Annotated in this window: 20 protein-coding genes and 1 pseudogene; 7 read left to right on the top strand and 14 right to left on the bottom strand. The window is 42.4% G+C overall.

Features of this window, described 5'->3' with window-relative positions:
- Positions 1-22 precede the first annotated feature (22 nt).
- The 10 genes and pseudogenes from ICN36_RS00370 to ICN36_RS00330 form a co-directional block, all read right to left on the bottom strand.
- Positions 23-2,449 carry an ATP-binding protein gene (locus ICN36_RS00370; protein WP_216226470.1) on the bottom strand — a complete coding sequence of 809 codons (2,427 nt, stop codon included), beginning with the start codon at positions 2,447-2,449 and terminating at the stop codon, positions 23-25.
- Positions 2,450-2,455: 6 nt separating this feature from the next.
- A complete protein-coding gene (locus tag ICN36_RS00365) occupies positions 2,456-3,079 on the bottom strand; it encodes a response regulator transcription factor (protein WP_216226469.1) in 624 nt (207 codons plus the stop codon).
- The gene (locus ICN36_RS00360; protein WP_216226467.1) at positions 3,079-3,921 is read right to left on the bottom strand and encodes a diguanylate phosphodiesterase; all 843 of its coding nucleotides are present in this window, start codon (positions 3,919-3,921) and stop codon (positions 3,079-3,081) included. Before ICN36_RS00360 ends, ICN36_RS00365 begins: the two co-directional genes overlap by 1 nt.
- Before the next feature lie 359 nt (positions 3,922-4,280).
- Positions 4,281-5,093 (bottom strand): TniQ family protein, encoded by an 813-nt coding sequence (locus tag ICN36_RS00355; protein WP_216226466.1) that lies wholly within the window; start codon positions 5,091-5,093, stop codon positions 4,281-4,283.
- Positions 5,050-5,562 (bottom strand): hypothetical protein, encoded by a 513-nt coding sequence (locus ICN36_RS11975; RefSeq protein WP_255531180.1) that lies wholly within the window; start codon positions 5,560-5,562, stop codon positions 5,050-5,052. The genes ICN36_RS00355 and ICN36_RS11975 overlap by 44 nt, the downstream gene beginning before the upstream one ends.
- Positions 5,563-5,661: 99 nt before the next feature.
- Positions 5,662-6,063: pseudogene (locus ICN36_RS12100) on the bottom strand (TniQ family protein); the annotation flags it as partial.
- Position 6,064: 1 nt separating this feature from the next.
- Positions 6,065-6,922 carry a TniB family NTP-binding protein gene (locus ICN36_RS00345; protein WP_216226463.1) on the bottom strand — a complete coding sequence of 286 codons (858 nt, stop codon included), beginning with the start codon at positions 6,920-6,922 and terminating at the stop codon, positions 6,065-6,067.
- 14 nt (positions 6,923-6,936) lie between these two features.
- Positions 6,937-8,904 (bottom strand): Mu transposase C-terminal domain-containing protein, encoded by a 1,968-nt coding sequence (locus tag ICN36_RS00340; RefSeq protein ID WP_216226462.1) that lies wholly within the window; start codon positions 8,902-8,904, stop codon positions 6,937-6,939.
- A complete protein-coding gene (locus tag ICN36_RS00335) occupies positions 8,901-9,599 on the bottom strand; it encodes a TnsA endonuclease N-terminal domain-containing protein (RefSeq protein ID WP_216226461.1) in 699 nt (232 codons plus the stop codon). Before ICN36_RS00335 ends, ICN36_RS00340 begins: the two co-directional genes overlap by 4 nt.
- Before the next feature lie 205 nt (positions 9,600-9,804).
- Positions 9,805-10,272, bottom strand: coding sequence for a hypothetical protein (locus ICN36_RS00330; RefSeq protein ID WP_216226460.1), 468 nt, complete (start codon positions 10,270-10,272; stop codon positions 9,805-9,807).
- Positions 10,273-10,473: 201 nt separating this feature from the next.
- Here ICN36_RS00330 and ICN36_RS00325 point away from each other — a divergent pair, with 201 nt between their 5' ends.
- Complete coding sequence (locus ICN36_RS00325) at positions 10,474-11,217, top strand: hypothetical protein (RefSeq protein WP_216226459.1); 744 nt, start codon at positions 10,474-10,476, stop codon at positions 11,215-11,217.
- A gap of 104 nt (positions 11,218-11,321) precedes the next feature.
- Here ICN36_RS00325 and ICN36_RS00320 read toward each other — a convergent pair whose 3' ends face one another.
- Positions 11,322-12,020, bottom strand: a complete 699-nt coding sequence (locus ICN36_RS00320) for a TetR/AcrR family transcriptional regulator (protein ID WP_216226458.1) — start codon at positions 12,018-12,020, stop codon at positions 11,322-11,324.
- 285 nt (positions 12,021-12,305) lie between these two features.
- Between ICN36_RS00320 and ICN36_RS00315 the strand changes: the two genes are divergently transcribed.
- From ICN36_RS00315 to ICN36_RS00290, 6 genes are all read left to right on the top strand, one after another.
- On the top strand, positions 12,306-13,673 hold the full coding sequence (locus ICN36_RS00315; RefSeq protein ID WP_216226457.1) for a cellulase family glycosylhydrolase: 1,368 nt from the start codon (positions 12,306-12,308) through the stop codon (positions 13,671-13,673).
- 79 nt (positions 13,674-13,752) lie between these two features.
- Complete coding sequence (locus ICN36_RS00310; RefSeq protein WP_216226456.1) at positions 13,753-14,097, top strand: hypothetical protein; 345 nt, start codon at positions 13,753-13,755, stop codon at positions 14,095-14,097.
- A 547-nt stretch (positions 14,098-14,644) separates the two neighbouring features.
- A complete protein-coding gene (locus ICN36_RS00305) occupies positions 14,645-15,280 on the top strand; it encodes an HXXEE domain-containing protein (protein WP_216226455.1) in 636 nt (211 codons plus the stop codon).
- Positions 15,273-15,746, top strand: coding sequence for a DUF6790 family protein (locus ICN36_RS00300; protein WP_216120642.1), 474 nt, complete (start codon positions 15,273-15,275; stop codon positions 15,744-15,746). Before ICN36_RS00305 ends, ICN36_RS00300 begins: the two co-directional genes overlap by 8 nt.
- Before the next feature lie 13 nt (positions 15,747-15,759).
- The gene (locus ICN36_RS00295; RefSeq protein ID WP_216226454.1) at positions 15,760-16,983 is read left to right on the top strand and encodes a hypothetical protein; all 1,224 of its coding nucleotides are present in this window, start codon (positions 15,760-15,762) and stop codon (positions 16,981-16,983) included.
- Positions 16,984-17,002: 19 nt separating this feature from the next.
- A complete protein-coding gene (locus tag ICN36_RS00290; RefSeq protein WP_216226453.1) occupies positions 17,003-17,572 on the top strand; it encodes a hypothetical protein in 570 nt (189 codons plus the stop codon).
- A gap of 147 nt (positions 17,573-17,719) precedes the next feature.
- On the opposite strand, the gene ICN36_RS00285 is transcribed toward ICN36_RS00290, so the two are convergent.
- The 3 genes from ICN36_RS00285 to ICN36_RS00275 all read right to left on the bottom strand — a co-directional run bounded on the left by ICN36_RS00285 (position 17,720) and on the right by ICN36_RS00275 (position 20,149).
- Entirely contained in the window at positions 17,720-18,343 is a 624-nt protein-coding gene (locus tag ICN36_RS00285; RefSeq protein ID WP_216226452.1) for a tyrosine-type recombinase/integrase, read from the bottom strand.
- Between the two features lie 151 nt (positions 18,344-18,494).
- Positions 18,495-18,755: a hypothetical protein gene (locus ICN36_RS00280; protein WP_216226451.1), complete on the bottom strand. Its 261-nt coding sequence runs from the start codon at positions 18,753-18,755 to the stop codon at positions 18,495-18,497.
- Between the two features lie 47 nt (positions 18,756-18,802).
- Entirely contained in the window at positions 18,803-20,149 is a 1,347-nt protein-coding gene (locus tag ICN36_RS00275) for a YadA-like family protein (RefSeq protein ID WP_216226450.1), read from the bottom strand.
- Positions 20,150-20,599 lie beyond the last annotated feature (450 nt).

Here is a 20,599-nt window from a genome sequence, read left to right as displayed (position 1 = left end):
GATAAACCCAGCGCATCAAAGACTAAAGCTTTGTATATCGAGATTGATACCTACCAATCATTTGATTTTGCTCTTCAAGTAACTGGATAAAGGCTTGAATTTGAGGGTCTAGAGACTCTGCTTGCTCTAAAGCTTCGCAGGCCTCAATAAACTTTGCGGCACTCAGAAGCTGCGCCCCTCCTTTGACTTTATGAATCATGCTACTGAAAGTGTCTTTATCTACAGCTTCATTTCTTAGGGTGAGAAGGGTCTCATCATGCACCTTTTTAATTTCCTCCAAGATCACCAGAATGTACTCTGGGCTATTTCTGAGGAGGTTTCCGAAGGCGTCAAATGAATATTCCTCCTGATAGTTTGATTGTGTTGTGTTTTTTGTGGAGTCTTCGACCTGAAAATAGCGAGAAAGCTCATTCTCTAAAGTCATGAGACTTAAAGGTTTAATTAGGACGCCATTCATACCAGCCTCCAAGAATTGATAGCGTGAATCTAGGGCATAGATATCCGCAGTAATGCCGATGATGATGAGGTCTTGATTGCCTGTATTGCGTATGTGCTTGGCAAGCTCTGAACCCTGCATACCCGGGATAGATTGATCGGTTAGCAGAAGATCAAGGTGACGTTGACTGATGAGATCTAGAGCTGTGGTGGCGTTATCGCAAACCGATACCTCAATACCTAAGGCTTGAAGTTGAAGAGAGATAATTTGGCGGCTTGCTGGGTGATCTTCCACTACCAAGGCTTGTAATAGTCGCTCATTATTTTGAGCATGCTTGGAGACCAGCTTTCTGGATATATTGCTATGTTCAGGTCTTGAGGCTCTGGTTGTGGCAATGCTGGTACGTGGGAATGCAACGCAAAAATGAATATTGCTACCAAAGCCAGGTGCGCTCTCAAGGTAGAGCTGGCTGTTCATGGAGGTAACTAAGTGATTGGTAATGGTTAGGCCAAGCCCAGTACCATTAACTTGTTCAGTATTACCCGGAATTTGCTCAAAAGCTTGCAGTGCTAGGGTAATCTCTTCTTTACCCATGCCAACACCGGTATCAATGACTCTGAATTCAATCAGTTGTCCAGCATGATCATCTGCCAGCACGCTGATAGAGAAATAGATTTCACCATGATCGGTGAACTTAATAGCGTTACTAATCAGGTTCTGCAGTATTTGGCGTAGACGTAATGAATCCAACAACAAGACCTCTGCAATGCGTGGATCTTTTGAAGTATGCAGCGTGAGACTCTGCCTATGGGCAACGGTCGAGAATGCCGAATCGATATCATCAATTAAAGCATTGAGATTACAAGGCTCAATATTAAGGGTCAGCTTGCCTGCCTCTATCTTGGAGAGATCTAAAACCTGATTTAGGATTCCCAGAAGAGATTCTGCTGATGAGTGTGCACTCTTGAGCAAAGTTTTTTCATTTGCAGGTAGGGGGCTGCTGAGTAATAACTCCTGCACTCCTAAAATTGCATTCATTGGCGTGCGAATCTCATGACTCATTGTGGCTAGGAAGGCAGACTTTGCAGCGTTTGCATTTTCTGCTTGCTCTTTCGATGAAATAAGATGTTTCGCTTCTTGTTTTTGAATTATTTGTCTCCGATGCATGCGCCAAAGCAAGGTAGAGCCTATCAGTAGGATTACTAAAGTGAAGAGCCAAGGTAAATGGTTGGGTGGGGATAAGCGGCCTCTTTCAAAAGTAGACACGTTGATGTTAAAAAGATCTCTTGATGCGATTGGATCTAGATTATTAAGAAACTGCTCAAGTACTCCATGCAATGCTTCATCTTGATTCGAGATAAGCCAGCGATATTCAAAGGGCTCTCTGCTATAAAGCCCATCAACTTGTAACTTATCTGCGTTTAATTTCTGAATGAGTTGTTGCGCAAGACGAAGCGGTAAGACAAGCGCTTCAATATCGTTTTTGAGTAGGGCGAATATCAATTTTTCTGCATGACCTGATACGCTGGCTTGGGGGTGATTGGGTATTGGCGGATTTTCAAAGCCACGGTCGAAGTAGGCGATATTAATTGGCTCAATCGGCGCTTCGTTTTTTGATCGTTTAGTCAGAATAGCGTCATGCCCCCAAAAGATTGCTTCTGATAAGGAGCCAAACTTCAGATACTCGTCATCTAGAGTGGGCGGATCAATAATGAAATCCACCTCTCCATTAGCTAGTTGCTCAAGCCCCTCCTGATCACTCTTTCGCCACGTCGGTAAAAATTCTTGTTGGGTAAATTCGCTGAGCTTTTTTAGAAAGTTATGAAAAACTCCAGGCTCACCCTTTTCATTCACATCTAAGTAAGGCGCGTATTTTTCATGAATACTAAAACGTACTATGGGATGGGCATCGATCCATCGTTGCTCTGCTGAATTCAGTAAGTTCGCATAAGTATTGCTTAATACCCCATTTAAGAGGATAAAAAGGGCAATACGGGTGATGGACCGACGCATGCTGAATCAGCTTTCGATAATGTTGTTCATGCGGCAAAACAAGATGAGGTCGGCGATATTATTAATCCCTAGTTTGTCAAAGACTCTAGTCTTATAGGTTGCAACCGTCTTATTGCTGATGTGTAACATGTCAGAAATCTGTTGATTGGTATTGCCTTTGCCGAGGTATTTCATAACTTGTAATTCTCGATCAGAAATCAAGGCGAGCTTATCGTTGTCAGCTAATGAGCTATTACCATTTTTGCCATGAGTGAAAAAGTTATAACCTTGAGAGATGGCAACACAGGCGGCTAAAATCACATCTGCCCCGGCAGTTTTATTTACAAAGCCATGCCCGCCTAATGAGCGCACTCTACCTCCGTAAACTGCTTCGTCCATGCTAGAGAGAACAAGCATTCGAACTTCGGGGTACATTAATCCGATTCGGCGTATGACATCAAAGCCATCTGTCTTGGGCATATCTAGATCTAGAATTACCATATTCGGATTAACCTCTTTCATGGATCTGAGGCACTCTTCGCCATTCTGGGCTTGTCCTGCGATTTCAAATAACAACTGATCTTGCAACATACTTTTAAGAGCCATCAGCATTGCTGGATGGTCATCTACCAACATCACGCGTTTTCTCATTACTTGTCTCCGTTTTGGTTTGGGTGTTGATGAGGGTGCAGCGAAAAAATGGCTTTAGCGATACGGCTATCGTTAATCTGTAGCATCTGATGGCGGCTGACAGGTGGCATCATGAGGCCTCCATAAGAATGATCGGCAATAAGATTGGAGGCGTTTTCTAAATCCTTTACCAATCCGATATTGCTGGCATAAATCTGTGTAGGGGAATACGGCGATTGTCTGAGTTGCGAAAGCATATCGCCTGCCAGTTCGCGCTCGCGAATCTGACTCATATCAATATGTACGCCTTCTAATTGCATCTCAGTGATCCACTGAAGCTCTTCAATGCTGCCGGTGAATTTGAGGAAGTGCAGTAAGACGCCAAGCCGACGTAAACGTAATAATCCTTCTTTAAAAGCATCTGCTATTGCAGGCTCAGGAATTGTTTGAATGCCAATACTTACCAAGCCCACCGGTAGGCGTGAGTTCAAAATGAGCTCACTCATCGCATCTACATATCCACTTGTGGCTATGGCATGCGTCGGTATGGGCAAGATACCGGGAGTAAATCGTCCGCTTCTATACCAATATGCAATGGTGTCTAAGCCTTCCATAAAAAGGCGCAGTAATTGCATGTCCGATGTAGTAAGAAGTGGTCTAAATAAAGATCCTGTCAGTTTTGTTCCCTTGCAGTTAAAAATGGGTTCATGACTAATCGCTTGTCGCTTGGACCAGGATTGGTGTTCTTCAAGGGCTTGGTTACTTAAACCAAGCCAGGGGTCGCCACAGGCGTCTCGTACTTCTTGGAAGGGTTTGTTCTTCCATGCCTTTACAAGCGTGTACAGCCGGGATTTCGGGCTCATCAGCATTCTCCAATCGGTGACTGTCCAGTCTAGGCAGGACGGATTGGAGCGGTAAGGGCTTTAAGCTGATTTATCTGTAGGAATAGTCCTACCAGCCTGTCCAAAGTATAGATAGAGGCTAAATCCTTAAAGAATTTATGGGGATCTGCTGTTGGAGTTCTTTAAGGATTGAATTCTTAAAAACAAAGATTCTCTTTAAAAACAATGAGGTACCAAATTACCCAAAAAAAGATACCTCTTGATATGGTTCGTTAACGAATGAACTTATGAGTAAAAAGTTCGATAGCGATCATACTTTTTTGGGATGAGGCGCAAAAAAAAGACCGCCGAAGCAGTCTCTAGTCTAGCTGACACTCTATCTACATATAGAGTTCTTCGCTGCTTCTCTTTCTGATTGGATTTTTAAAGCCAATAAAGATGCGGTTGTTTTCTGAGCATTCAATATAAGCCATGTGAAAATTAACTATCAGTCGCTGAGTATCAGTGAGGGCATAGCTAGAATTTATTGAGATTGCTTGATTTTCTGGATTCATAATGTAGGGCTCTACTGAATATTTACCGAATCGGCAAATTTTGAGCAGGTAATCTTGCGCAATCAGCTTGTCATGGGTTTCCTTGTCGGAACGGTGTCGAGCGCATGATTTCGTAAGGTCTGCATTGCAATGGAGACAGTATTGCAAGGCTCGTTCATTTTTCTGCGCATCAAGCTTGAGGTTGACCTTATTTGTATGTTGATGTTCCCCGCATTCTGGGCATTCATCGTGCATTTTGCTTTGATGCTCTGGGCAGACTGTCCAAAATTTGAGGCGCCACTCTGGGCGAAAGTGCGGAATCTTGTCTTGTTCTAGGCAGTGAGGACAAAAGCGAGAATAAGGGGTTTTATTAATTTCCTTTAAAACTGCTGGTTTGGCTCGTGAGCTTCTCACTAAGGGCTCAAACCATTTTGCTATTGCATCTAGGTGGCTTGGCGGTATATCGCCGCTGTAGGCAAATCGTTTGAATAATTTGCAATAAGAGGCAATATCAATATCTTTTGGCGGGCCTAATCTGTGAGAGGTAAATACATCATCGAATTTCATTTGATGTAAATAACATAATCTTAGTAGCCAAGAAGCAGGTGATTCTGTCTCAATAACGCGCGGGGCGGTTAAAAGTCTGTAGTGTTTTCTCATGTGTAGAAGTTCCGAAAAGAGTAAGTTGATTGTGAGTGGTCAAGCTAGGTAGCTTTGACGTAGTGAGGTCTTTTTCGACAATTAAGTTAATTAGGTATTGAATTTTTAGCTGGTCATTCCATGGGGTATCTTTCTTAAGTTGTTTGATTCCATTGATATAAATACTTGATGTGAAATTACTCCTATTTTCTTGGTGATTCAGGGTTTTATAAATACGCTCAATCCCGTTTTTCACCACTTGCCCCGCAATAGCAGTGCTTGGAACCTTTCCGGGCCGAACTGAAAGGCTACGCCCATCGTCTTCTAACTGTCCAAATGACCAAATGAGGCGTAAAGCCGTATCTAATTGAAGATTATTTAGAAATGATAGGGAGTGATTTTTTGGTTCAAAAATCCCAAATAGTTTTTCCCAAATTAATCGAGATACGTATATTTCTGCTTTGCTAGCCAATTTACTTGGTTGATGCATGGGCAAAAAAGATGCCCCGCATTGGCAGTTGATTAGGCTACTTCTACGCCATGTGATTTTCCGTCCACATTGGGCACAGCTATCAATGAGTTGATTGTGGTGAATGTGACAGGCGGTCACTAGCGTAATATCCCACGCTAATTGCACAATGCGCTTGCTTGCCAAGCAATGTGGACATATCTGCGGGTGACGCTGACGTGCTAAGTATGGCTTTTGAAGCTTATGACCCATTACAAAAGTGGTAACAATGCTCTTTTGTTTAGATTGAGCGACAAATCTGGGCACAAGCTTAAAGTGGTTGGCTCCAAATAGCCTGCAAATCTCAGGAATGCGATTATCGGGAATGTAAGTAAAGCCAGTTAATCCCAAAATATTGGAGATATCGCAAAATTGCACAAGATTTAAATCGCACATGCGCAGGACGTAGCCAGGGCCCGATTCCTCGTCGTGAATCTGGTCATGATTGGGAAAGGTAATAGGCCTTAGCCAGTCCAATTGCATCTTAAGCGGCCATGAGGGATGGAAAGATTAGGTCTCTTGCATCTAGCAGGTGCTGCGCCGTTAATGCTGGCGCCTTTTCCTGCTCAGCCACATCAAACGCAGTAGTTAGCAGATTGGCTAAGTTACGCAGGTTGCCCCCAGTCCACTCATGCAGTTCTGAAAATAGATTTGGAAGGATGCTGATGTCATAGATTTTGGTTGTTTGTGCAACATAATCATTTAAAAGACGCACCCAGCTGGTATCCATTGCGAATATCGGCAACTCAAACTTTGATGGAAATCGAGTACGAAATTGTTCATCTGCAATTTCAAACAATTGTTCAAGAGCTGGCGTTCCAACCAAAATAATGTTGATTGAGGTATCGCTCAGCAGATGCTTAATCATCACCAAGAAGTCTTGTGCAAATTGTTTTTTATTGCGATTACTAAAGACATCGCTGACTTCGTCAATAAAGAGCGTGCCAACATGCCCTTTAAGTGCGCATACCACAAGCTTTTGTAGCTTATCTGCCGTAATGTTTTTATCTTCTCGCTTGTCGGTAATGGGATGGTTAAGTTCGCCCAAAATACCAATGTAAAAAGATTTGATAGTTGTATCGCTAGAAACCTTGGTAAGCAATACGGGGGCATTAAATTGCCCGGCATACTTTTTATTTAGATAGCTCTTAAGGTGTTCTATGGCGGTGGATTTGCCGGTACCACCGCTACCCATAATGGCGATACCTTTATTTGAGCGATTAATGCGCTCGCCAGATTGGATAATCTTAATGCACCCATTAACCACTTTTGCATAGGCATCATGGGTAATAATTACATTTCTCATCTGCTCGGCTACTGAGATTGGTTTGATGATGTTCATATGTGCCTCCTTTTTTATTCTTCGATAAGTTTGTTATTGGATGTGCCAACAGTCTCGGGCATAAAGTCTCGCCCAATTGTGTTTTGGGTAATTTCCTTTACCTCGACATCGATAAGCCCTCTATCACCGTTCGGACTACCCCCATGAATATTGCTAGCCCTTGCTTCTTTGCCGCTAATTTTTTCGGGTCTTACCCCATTTGCAACGAGTTGCGTTACAGCATCAGATTGCTCAATGCGTGCATTCCAGTCCTTTTGCTTAATGCCATTAGTAAGAAGGTCTTGATTTATTTTTTTACGCTCTAACTTATGTTTGTAAAGGGGCTTGCCTTTGGCCTGGGAATAGTTTTTTTCTGGAACGCTAATCCATTGATTAGATTTTGGGTGTAGCACAAAAACCTCGCCAATATCATTGACGTCTTGGCAAATTCTCAGTTTTTGCTTAGGGCCTATAGAGTGGACTAGTTCGCTTAACTCGCGACTTCTGTAAGTTAGCCCATTGAGCTCAATCCCTCCATGCTTGCAAGCTCTGTCAAAAGAGCGGGAGGTGAGGATTCTTAATTCATCCGATAAGGGGGTGAAATGAATCTTAGGTAGACTGCCATGCTCTCTCAGAGCCTTCTCCATCTCTATATAAGGGCTGGTATTAGTTCTCTTATTCAGTTTGTGGGGATAAATATCCACTACAAACTGATGAAGGTATTGAACTAAATCATCAAAATACACCCGAGCCTTTTCTAGTTTCTTGGACTGCTTTGACTTAACTTCAGTGGGCTTAGTGGGGCGACCATGATGTGGCAGCGCTCTAGTAAATTGCAGCATTAAATTTTCAACAGAACCTTTTTCCCATGGCGAACGAACTGCAGAAAACTCGATACTAAATCCAAGGTTTTTAGCCATCGAGTGCAAAATCTCGGAGTGATGAGATAAGGCGTTATCTAGAACCAGTTTTTCCCAAATGATGGGTGTAGTGAGCCATTCGTGCGAAAGTCCATATTCATCTTTAAGATGCCTCTTGTCTTCTAATGCCCCGCTAATGGCCCTTACAATTCGCCCAATCGATTCGCCTTCATAGCCAATCCACATACTAAGGATGTAGCCCGTATAGCGGTCTTTGAGAACCGTAATCGTAGGCCTTGCCATTTGCTTTCCTGTAAGGCGGTCTACTACATTTAAGTCCAGCACGGTATGGTCAAGCTCAACCGTTTCAAAAGCTCTGGTTGGCCATCTGCCACCTGATGAGTGGCGATGTTTGTACTTTGCCTCTGCCGTTCCAAGGCGAATGCGGTCTCTTTCGTAAGCTGGCACTCTGTAAATCATTCTTTTGACAGCGCTCATGCTCATGCTCTCGTCAATGCCGCGTCTTTCAAACTCTAGATTAATTCTCGCGGTACAGGTTTCAATATCATCCGGTTTTTGGATGCCTGTTTTAGGGATGAAATAGTAGTCATCAAGAATTTCTTTGGCAATTTCAAGAATTGCTAGTGGTTTCTTGGAGGCTCTTTTTTGCAATAGGAAGCTCTGGGTGACGTTTTTATAGTTGGCGGGATTTCCGCCGGCTTCTCGCATCCAGCGCATTGCGGTTGATGTGCTGGGCGGTTTGTCATCTACAATTTCTTGAGCAATCTGTCGTATTGCTGCCTCAATTTGTTTGCGCATCCCTTTGGAGATGCCTCTTTGCTCTAATCCTTTGCAGTAGGCATAGACTTGGGCTTCGTAGTGGAGCTGGTATGGAGATTTTTGTATGTGTACATTCTCAACTTGGCCTGGCTTGGTCATTAGCCCGCTGGTGAGTACTTTCATTTCGCCATGGTCAATCTTTTGGCAAATTTCATGCTCTAAAAATTCAACGGGTCGGTTTTCTGCCCGATTAATGAGTGATACGGTACGTTCTTGTGGTCCAGGGGCGCTCATACGTTCGAATGAAAACTCTACGCCGCCATAGCTTGCTGAAAATCCGTTTTGAATTGAATACCCAATCATTTGCATTCTCCTTTCAATGGAAATACAAGACTGTCTAGGGAGTACTCAAAAAAATGATTGAGCTTGAGTTGACGCAGGCCAACGCAGTGAAGAATATGGTCAGTTAATAGGCCAGTAATAGCTTGCAAATCATCCATTCGTATTCCCTGAGGGTAATTGCTCACTGCTTGAATGATTTTTTGACTTTGCTCTACAGGTATTAATAATCTTGCGCAACGATGAATATATGCGGCTCTGAGATGCCTATCTTTCTTTTCTATTTCCCAGTCCGATATCCACTCATAATGGATTCCTTGAGATTTGTAGTATTCAAAGGCAGCGCAAATCTTTGCCCACATTTTTTTCTCGTATGCAAATACAGTTGGCTTTACTTCTACATAAGATGGTGGCCCTGACTTATAGATAACCCGAAAATCAGGTGTATATTCCCCGCATTCACCTAAGCTGATGGTCTCGGGCTGACACTCAATGCGAACTACTTCTGGGTTGAGTGCAAGAATTAAGGCGCAATCACGCTCTAGGATGGATTCGCAGATGATGAGGTCATCTTGTAGCGCTGGAATATTGAGGTAGTTAATCCGGCGATGTGGCGCTTTTCTTTTGCCTCCGGGTTGTCTTGCAGGTTTGTAAGTTGTGCTTACTTGGTTTTTAGTGGAAATTAAATTTCCGTTTGATGTTGCATTAATTGTGTTCATGTATTTCTCCTTCATGACATTTACTTTGCGAATTCTTTGTTTTTTAGGTAAAGAATCCCCCTCGCTCGATAGAGCGTTTTTCATTAAAAAAATTGAGGGAATTTATTTGCTTGTCAAAAAAGAAGCGGGTATACTTTCGCTACGATACGCAGTAACCCGATTTAATCGGACAAGCCGGTTTAACCCTCAAGGTTAACTCGGCTTTTTACATTTTGGGTGCCTCGTTTTCTTCTGAGTTGAATTCGAGGGGCAGGCTTGGACGGCTTTGTCCATGCAAGAGCTTTGTTGGTGCTAAATACTGCAATTTTTTCGAAGATGCGTTAATTGTGTAAACGCGAGATAAGAGGCTTATGAGAGCCTTATTGATTAGCTTGCCATATTGTTGAGAAGCTTTTGGATATTGAAACCAGGTTGCACAAGTGTTGAACCGGGTTGTAATGATGCTCGATGCATTCATATTAATTGCTGACTTTCCGAAGAGCCATCCCCTTGAAGGACGACGATTTGCTATGAGAGAGTAGCCATCATAATCCAAGATCGTCGATTTGTCAATACCCCGCATGATAATTTTGTAAATGTCAACACTTTTTCTAAATTTTGAACAAATAATTTTAGAGCTTGTTGGCCAGTGGAATGGCCTGCTTAAGGTACGGTATTTTTCTGGTGTGTTCATAAGGCTCTTTAGGCGCATGGGGGGTATTGACTGGCCCCGTGTAAATAGTTGAATGGGTCGTTGGGTACTTGAGGCAGCCCAACTTTAGGCGCGCTATAGCCTATTGAGATGGGCAAACCTGATTAACTGGGTTTCTTATCATTTAGCGAGTATCAAAATTTCGCTCATTTTGGGACGGGGTTCACATAAACTCAAGGAACAATGAATCAGATTCAATCGCCCCTGCCCATGGAATTGGAAGTAAAAAAGTCTAGAGGCGGACAAAGAAAGACATCCCTTGCAATAGCGCGGGCTAAGTTATGGTGCCTGGAGGTAAAAGAGCGCACAGCCCTTCCCTATAAGGCGCTGGACGAGATGTTCTTGGGCAAGGATCCTGGGGAAGTTTTTTTTGAGCCCCCTAAAGCATTTGAAAAAATATGGCGACGTGGAATATATCCTCGGGAAGCTGGCCATAGAAGAGGTATTGAAGAGCTGGTTGAAGTTGTAGAGATGCATCCTGATTTTCAGGGCACCTCGATTGTTTTCAATTCCAGGCTTTGGGACTTATTTGAGCTGAACTCAATTAGTGAAGCAGAGGTACTTAAGCGAATTGACGAGGTGTTTCTTGATCATCAAGTGAAACGACACCCCCTCCCGCAGATTGAAAGCTGGCGTTACGGAAGAAATCCCGAGATAGATGTTCAGCATCCAGTAAGCCCATTGGAGATGCTAGGTTTACAGGCGGCAAATTTAAACAAAATTACTTGGATGTATCTGACAATACTTTTCTATTTTTTTGTTAAAATAACAATAGCAGCCAGATCTGAGCGGGTCCTTAAGCTTCATACAGATGCATTAAGAGATTATTTCGAGGAAAGGCTGGGGGATTTTGGTCAGGAGTGTTTTTTAGTGGCGCTCAAGAGCATTCAAAATGTTCAGGTAATTCGCGTTTTTGAAGCGCCCTAGCCAGCAAGCTCTAGCCCCTTATTTAAGCAATTGCAGCCATTAAAGCTGGGAAATTTTATAGATTTGGCCGTCTCAAATCGGCCAATAGAGGGCTGTCGATAACTTTACGAACTACTCTTCAATAATAAATCTAGCGATTCGGCATACTGCAAAGAATCAATTGCTTTTTTATCCATAAATACGCTTTGTACAGTAAAGCCGGGTATGACTAATCCAAATAGAGCTACGGATAACTGTTCAGAATTTTTATTTTTTTCCAACTTGCCTTTTTTCATCAAGAGAATAATTTTTTGCTCTAAGCCGCTACGAATCCGTTCAAAGTAGATCAGCGTAGTTTTGCGTACTTCAGGTTCAACCATTGACAGTGACCACACATGAAATGCAATCCCTTTGCCGGGACCCTTGGTGATTTCTTCAGCAAAAGCGGCTAATTCTTGAATAATCTCTAACAGACTAAAGTCACGTTCATCGGATTCCTTGAGAATGGCCTCGATCCGATCGCAGAACCGACCCAAGTTTTGCGACGTAATGATTTGAACTATCTCTTCTTTGGCTTTGAAGTGGTGATACAAGTTTCCACGCGAACAGTCTGCGGCCACTTGAATATCCTTCATGGAGGTGCCAGCAAAGCCTTGTTTGGCAAAGCAGGCCCTGGCCGCCACCAAAATCTTTTCTCTACCGCTTAAAAGATCCCCTTCTTTGGCATTTAAAAGACGCTTCTTAAGCGTACTGCCTTGACCTGTTCTAGCAACAGGAGAATTGGATTTATGCAGGGGTTTGGATACTTTTTGCTTGCTTGCCATAGTCACTTTCTTTCAAAACCGACCGCTTGATTCAAATTTATCGCTTGTTTTTGAATTCTATATCAATTACAACATTCGTTATTCCTTGGGCTAATGCCCAAATCCAAATAGATTAGGGGCGGTTCAATGATGAGGCATGTACTTCAGTTGCAAAATTTGATGGGAAGCATCATAGTGATTTTGGCAACATTTTTTTTAAGTGCTTGCAGCAATGACAAGCCATCTACCTCATTAGCCGAAAAAATAGGAGCCTTGCCTACCCCTCTTGTAGCAAGTGGTAGATGGATGACTGATCAACAGGGGAGGGTAGTAATCTTTCGAGGCGTAAATTTAGTTAACAAAAACTCACCTTATACATATTTAAGCTCGGGCATTACTGAGGAAGATGCCAGAATCATTCGCGCCGCAGGTATGAATATCGTACGACTTGGAATTATTTGGGGCGCTATTGAGCCGAGTCCCGGACAATATAATGACGTATATCTCAAAGACATCTCTAATACGATTACGATGCTAAAGACCTACGGAATCAATACCTTGCTAGACATGCATCAAGATCAGTATTCAACGTCTTGCAATGGTGTTGGAGCTCCAGACTGGGCAACTATTGTCAATTTTGCAAAATTTCCTAAAGGCTGTAATCCAAATAAATTGCCATTCCCAAAGGGAGAGTTGACGGATCTTAGCGTATCTGATGCCTGGGATGGATTTTGGCAAAACAAAAATTCTGCATCAACCGGTTTGGTTGGCTTGCAGGATCGCTATGCCGAAACATGGGCTTACGTAGTTAAATCTATTGGCGGCACACCGGGAATAGTTGGATATGAAATCATGAATGAGCCTTATCCAGGGACTGTATGTAAAGCAAAAATGTTAGGTGATGAATGTATCCTCTTCGATCAAGGGGTTTATGCAAAATTTATTGAAAAAGTTAGTAGCAAAATCCGAAATGTTGACTCAAAAACATTGATATTTTTTGAGCCCAGTGTATTTTTTGATTTTGGTACAGCCACTCACGTCACACCACCTAACGTACCAAATTTAGGCTTCTCTTTTCATCCCTATCTTACGATGGGCCATGTATTGGCAAATACATTTGTTTACCACAACAAGTTTCCAAATTTACCATTGCTAGCTACTGAATGGGGTGCCTTTACTGGCGACAAACCATTGACTGAAAATATGGTACCCGCTGAAATTACTGCAGGCTCTATGCGTTTGGATAAGGCCATGATGCCAGCAATCTATTGGACTTATGCCAATCCTGCTCCATCAAGTTTTTTGCCGGGTGCCTTTAGACAGGGTTTGGTATGGGATTTAAACAAACCGCGAACTACGCCAAATTTGATGGTTGATCGATTAAATGCGCTTACATGGCCTTATCCTCAGGCGGTTTCAGGAACGCCTCTTGAGTGGTCATTTCATCCTGAGCGTCAACTATTTCAGTTGAGCTACTCTACAAATAGTCCATCCGGTCAGCGGCTTGATATTAATGCACGCACTGAAATTATCCTTCCCTCTGAAAGATTTAAAAATGGCTATGAGGTATTCGTTGAGGGCGCAAAAGTTGTGTCGACGCGAAATGCCAATCTATTAGTTTTATTAAATCAGAGTGATGCTAAAAATGTGAAAATTTTAGTTAAGGGACTATGAAAACAAGCATTATCTGACAAGCAACTGACTTTAAGACTAAATTTTTAGGAACTAGAAAGGTTTTGATGAGGAATTCGTTATGAAAAAAATAGCCTTAATAATAGTTGCTTTGAGTTTTTGTAGTAGCACTTCTGCTCAAAACGGCATGGTGGGAATAATTGATCCATCATATAATCCGTATATGCCACCGCCAGTGGTGCCTGGATATCAAGCATGTGTGAGCATGTTTGATGACTATATGGATTGTCAGCCTAACTGGGTAAACTATGGCCAATCACAGTGTGTTGCGATAAACCGTGAATATTTTGAGACATTGAATTGTCCAAGCGTGTATAGGTGGCAAGCAAAGGTTAACGCTAATGCATTTGCGGGCAATTCGCCCTCTCTGATATTTGAATCACGGATGAAAAATCGATTACGTTAAAGTAAATATTTCGGTTGTCCTGATAACGTCATCATATTTGTAAAGCGATTAAGGGAGGCGGGGAGATATCTGACAAAATCGTTTCTAATCTGCCTTTAAAAAGTAAACTTATATGAGACTGGAAAATAACTTGCAATCCGACTTCATGCGATTATATAAAGCAAAGAGTTCAAGCTTGTAAAACCTATGGTTTGTAAACTTATTAAGAATAAAAATTAAGAGCTAATTAAATGAAGAATAGAGAAATTCTCGGAATAATTACCTTTCTTATTACATCTTGCATTAGCTCAGTTTAGTTCATATCACTAGCTGACGTTATTAGGATTGAAGCTTAAAACTAGTGCGAATCATCAGGACCCCCCATTGTTCTACTAATCTAGGATGCCAATTGATGGATCGTATGTACTCTGGTTGCTATATAGAAATCGAAAGACAGTTCAAGGCACAAGGTTGCCAAAATGTAGTTATCAATCTTTGCCAGTCAATTGTTCAGAGAGCCTTAAGCTGTGTTGGTAACCAGTTTAGAAAAACTGAGGGCTATTAGGACTTGAACTATCTTCGCTACCACTGGTTTGATCTAGCAATTGCCTTAGTAATTGCTTTGGCTGGTGCACTTTATATTACCCAGCCATCTGGCATGACTTTGCTTTTATGGCTTAGTCTTGGATCTTTGTTTTTGCACCAGATAGAAGAGTGGCGTTATCCAGGATACTTTCCAGGAATGCTTAATACTGCGCTGTTCAGTAGCGATATTCCTGATCGTTATCCGCTAAACACCAACAGCGGCATGATCGTCAATGTCTTTTTTGGCTGGGGTAGTTATGTGTTGGCAGCCCTATTTTGGCAGCAAGCTATTTGGTTGGCATTTGCAACCATGATGGTATCGATTGGAAATATTGTTGCTCACACCATTATTTTTAATATCAAAGGCAAGACTTTATACAACCCAGGGTTGATTACTTCTTGGTTATGCTTTGCACCCATCGTGTATTTCTTCTTTGATATGGTTATTACAGAAAATCTTGCAAGTCGATTGGATTGGGCTCTAGGGATTTGCTTTGGGTTAATTCTTAATTATTTCGGTGTATATAAGATGATTATTTGGTTGGCCGATAAAGATACGCCATATGTTTTCTCAAGGCGATTTTTAATTCCAACCGAAAGGCAATTGCCGCATGAGTGAAAAAGTATCGGGATTTGTTTTTCCTGGTTTATTTTTTATGGCATGGGGATTGGCTATCTCTGGTTCGATTCCTCCTGGTATGAGTGAGGCTAACCAGTTTGCACAATACGCGATTAATTGGCTCTTATATTTTTGCGGGTTTGCTTTTTTATCTGCCTCAGTGATGCACTCTATTTTTGCTAAAAAGATGGCTAAGACTATTGGGTGGGTAACAAACGGATTTCAGTACGAAATTGCAGCTGTCTCATTAGGGCTTGGCGTCTCTTGTTTTTATTCACTTTATTGGGGCAGGACTGCCCAGATCTCCATTTCCATTCCAGTGGTTACGTTTCTATTTTTTGCTGGTATAAATCATCTCAAGGAAATCATAATTAATAGAAATTTTGCTCCAAATAACACGCTAATTCTTATTTGGGATTTTGGTGTGTCAGCATCTCTCACTGTATTGCTACTTTTACCTATTTAATACCTAAGCCCTTATGACTTTACCGCTCAAACGAATTTTTGCTGCTACATTTGCCGCTCTAACAGTTGGAGGCTGCACCACTCCTGTTACGCCAGACTTTACAGAGATGTCAGCAAATTATGCTGGTATCTTGGAGCAATATCAGCTCAATAGTATTTTGATCAATATTGTTCGAGCTTCAAATGAGAGGCCGTTAAGCTTTTTGGATATTCCAAGCATCAACGGTTCTGGGAGCGTTACAACATCTCCTTCTATCAGCGGATCAATGAATGGCTTTATTGGTGGGTTGGCTGGTGGTCCTGCTGGAATTGCATCAATTAGCCCAAGCCTGAATTTATCTTTTGGTAACAGTTTTAACTTTTCACAATCCTCTTTAGATAACGCAACATTCTTGCGTGGGTTTTTATCGCAAATCCCCATTGAAACAGCCAAGTTCTTTATCTCTGATAACTTGCCCAGAGAGGTAATGTTTAGTTTAATTATTAGCTCGATTCAAATTAAGAAGGCAGATGGTACTTCAGTGAAGTACATGAATAACCCTTTACTTCCTGAATATCCTGCATTTCAGGCGGAACTGTATCGCTTGCTTAGTTATGGGTTAACAGTAGACCAGGTCCAAGAAGAGCCAAATAAACTTAGCCAGCCTCCGTTAGGCGGTATGCCGAACTATCCGCAACCTAATCCATATGCTACCTATCCGAGTATGGGTGGGTATGGTGGTGTGGGTGGGTATGGTGGAGGAGGGATGTATGGGCAAACACAGCCTCACACACAATATAAGGTTTGTGTTGACGAAAACAAGTTTGCTAACTTTGTTAAAGAAGAATTTAGCCCTGAAATATTTTGCAAATCAAGTTCAGCTGTCAGCAAGAAAAAAAGCTCGAAGGCTGAATTAATTTTGACCGTTAGATCAACCAATAGTGTTTTTGAGTTTCTTGGTCAGGTAGTGGCCGCTCAAAATCAACCTAAGCCATATATGGTTACTTTGCCACCCTCTGAATCAACTTATGCGCGAAAAGTTGGCCAAGAGAACCAATATGCATTGCTTGTAGTCCGTAAGAATGATTCAAGCAGTAAAAGTTTTGCTAGCGTGAAAAATCTTGATGGTAATACTTACAACATACCTTCCGAAGGTAATGGATATTCTCCTATGGTTATTAAGATCATCTCGTCATTGCTGAGCCTGAATAAGATACCTGGCAGTATTCCGACCTCCCCAGGAATTTTATTAAGATAAATCATTAAAAAGAGCGCAAATGAAAAAATTTAGCTACCTAGTTTTTACATTATCAATATTCCCATTTTCTGCATTTGCATTAGATGGCTGTCCAGGTAATATGCTTCCATTGGAAGGTCGCTGCCAGGAAGTCGCGGGAATAAATAATCCAGCAATCAATCAACTGAATTTCCCTCAAAATGCCTCTACTAGGGCCCCCGAATCAATTCGATCAAATCCCAATAATCCTTTAATCATAGACAACAATGGCATGCCTTATTCTATTGTTGCAAACACTATTCAGGGTCCATGGGTGGTTCGCTCTAATGTGCAAATCACCGCCCAATCTGTTTCAGAGTGGCCTTATGTGGAGCAGCCTGTCGATATAGTAATTAATGGTGCTCTTCCTCCAGGCCAGCCGACCACTGCACCTGGTATTACATGTAATGTATCTCGGCAGTCTTTATCTTCCGTACGGATACAATGCATTGCTGATAAGCAGTGGTATTACAGTTCATGCATGATGTCTGGCCTTGCAAATAGCCAGGGCGGTAGTGTGAATCCTGTAGAGTATTGTCAGTCTTGGGCGACGCAAAAGATCAGCTATTAATTGAATGCAGCACTTATTTGCGGATAAAGAGCGTCCATCATGGCCCGCTATGGGTCGGATTGAGCCTATCGCCCAAAGTCCATCTGACTGTCTGCTTATGAGAGAGGGGTAGACTGCGGCGATGGCATTAACGCAGCCTCCCCAATTTCAAACCTCAGTTTGTTCTGCCATCTCTAAAGCATCATCAACTTCAATGCCTAGGTAACGAACTGTACTTTCCAGCTTGGTATGACCCAGCAGCAACTGAATTGCTCGTAGGTTTTTAGTCCGGCGATAGATTAAAGAAACCTTAGTGCGGCGCATGGTGTGCGTTCCATAGTTTGCTGATTCCAAGCCAATAGAGCTAACCCAACTATGCACAATCCTAGCATACTGCCTAGTCGATAAATGTGGGGATTCTTTAATCCGACTGGGGAATAGATAATCCTCCAAGTGCAAACCATCAGAATGAATCCATTGCTCAACTGCAGTCCTTGTTAATTCAGTAATTTCAAACTGAACTGGTCGATGGGTCTTTTGTTGCAATATGTTGGCTCTAGATGAAACATGGTCACCAGTCGCGATATCTCGAACTTTTAACTTAACTAGGTCACAAGCTCTTAATTTGCTGTCGATAGCCAAATTAAATAAAGCTAAATCCCGCTTGTTGCCATTTAGTTGAAGTCGGACCCGAATGGCCCAAATATCTTTTAACTTAAGTGGTGCTTTCTGCCCTGTCAGTTTGCCTTTGTTCCAGGGTTCTTTATGCGTAGTTGCAATAAGCTGTTCCATGACATTCTCCTTATGTGAAAGGGAATACCACTTTGCGCTGAATTAATGGCATCAGCAAGGACTCTAGAAATCTCAAAAGCAGTCATTCAAGCTAGTTAGCTACTGGAGGCAAATATCGACCCACAGCTGCCGTTGGTTCTGGATAATTTGGTTATTTTTTAACTACAGATTTTGGGGTCGAATTAGCCTTAAGGCAGCTTATTGAGCCCAGTGAATTTGATTCATAAACCCACTTGCCATCAACCTGTTTTCTTGAGGCCGTATCGGGCATCAATACATAACAAATCACATCATCGGACTGGTCATAAAGTTTATAAATACCTGCTCCGGGTTGGCCTGCCTCAAAGGTGCCCACGTACTGCATTTGAGACTTTGGCTGGGTTTGGCTATTTTGAGCATAAGCAGAAGACATAAGTAGGCAGCAAATTGCAAAGGGTAGTTTGGTAATGTTCTTCATAGTTAGAAGCTCACACCTAAACCAGCACCTGCAGAATAACTTCCGGTTGATGAGCTGCCTGATACTTTAAAAACAACGTTCTCAGAGAGTCTGGCTTGTGCACCAATTGCTATTGCACTGGCGCTAATGTAGTTACCAACTCCAACCCCAAGTGCAAATTGCTTGTTAGCTTCTAAGGCTGGAATATTTGCAATCGCACTAACACCAGCAACTCCTCGTTGCGCTATTAAATTATTTTGATTCACTTGAGTCTGTAAATTATTTACTTGATTCTGAATGCCATTAACTTGATTCTGAAGTGCGGGTAATGCGCCTCCCGCATTAGCAATCAATTGATTGACTTGTCCTAAGTTGACTGCATCCGTAACTGCTGAAGCAGCCGCAACATTTTGAATACGGTTGTTATTAAAACTTACGGTTGAAGTTCCCACTCCACCAGCTTGATTACCAACGGTGACTGTTGAATTTGCTGCTGAGCCAATGGTTGTATTGCCAGTTGTAGTTAAAGATCCAGCTTGAATAGTGCCGGTCGTTTGGATAGCGCCTGATCCAGCATTAAGACTACCAACAGTCGCAGCCCCAGTTGCATTAAGTGTAGATGTCGTAATAGCACCAGTATTAGTAATTCCATTGGTGGTGGTAGATCCAGTTACTGCCAAATTGCCTGCTACGGCAGCATTTCCCACAGAAATGCCAGTTGTAGTTAAAGATCCAGCTTGAATAGTGCCGGTCGTTTGGATAGCGCCTGATCCAGCATTAAGACTACCAACAGTCGCAGCCCCAGTTGCATTAAGTGTAGATGTCGTAATAGCACCAGTATTAGTAATTCTATTGGTGGTGGTAGATCCAGTTACTCCCAAATTGCCTGCTACGGCAGCATTTCCCACAGAAATATTTGTAGAGCCACTTTGCAACTGCCCTAGATTCACGGCATCCGTTGCTAATGTACCGGCAGCAACATTGGTGATCTGCCTCTCAGAGCCAACGCTACCCACGGACACAGAGTTAGATCTATTCGCTAAAGAGTTAACACCCAAAGCTACTGAGTTAAACGCAGTAGCACTAGAACTTGCACCGAGAGCGGTTGAGGAAGATGCTGTTGCAGAAGATTGTGTACCAATTGCTACGGAAGTGTTTCCGGATGCGCTTGATGAAGCCCCTACAGCAGTGGAATTTACCGCAGATGTTGAGGACTGACCTATTGCAGTTGATTGACTTCCTGAAGCTGTAGCGCCGACTCCATACTGCGTCTGCGCTTGGGTAGCTCTTGCAAAAACAAAGCACCACATAAATACGAATGCAGTGATTAAAAAATACCCCTTTAGGGATTTATTGGATCGGATTTTCATACTTCGCCTAAGGTTGAGTTTTATCTTGAGGCGGTAGCGGGCTGGCTGCAGGATCAGGATTTTTCTGCAAACATTGTATAGAGCATTAGGCTTTTAAGCCAACCGGTACCCTATGAATACCCCTAGCACCAATAAAGTGATTTTGAGTTGTTTGGATACCCTTTGGGCGATAGCGGGCGCGACTTCGCGGAGAAATGCGCCGTCAATACAAAAATAAGGGCTTAAATCCTTTTAATACTTATTAACTTGGTAGAGTCGCTACTAGGGGGAATCCAGAAGTCTCCTGCTGGCCGAGGCTGTGTAAAAACCCCCAATAATCCCCCTGTTTTTGTAAACACCTAAGCACCCTCAAACGTTAATTCAGTATCACTAATTAACGGATGTTCATGAAGATGAAACGATTCATTACTGGCCAAGATCGAACCCAAAGTACTTTATTACCTGAGCTGC

The sequence above is a fragment of the Polynucleobacter sp. UK-Gri1-W3 genome, assembly GCF_018881595.1.
Lineage (GTDB): Bacteria > Pseudomonadota > Gammaproteobacteria > Burkholderiales > Burkholderiaceae > Polynucleobacter.
Note: the sequence above shows the minus strand (reverse complement) of the source record. Positions and strands in the feature narration are given on the sequence as shown.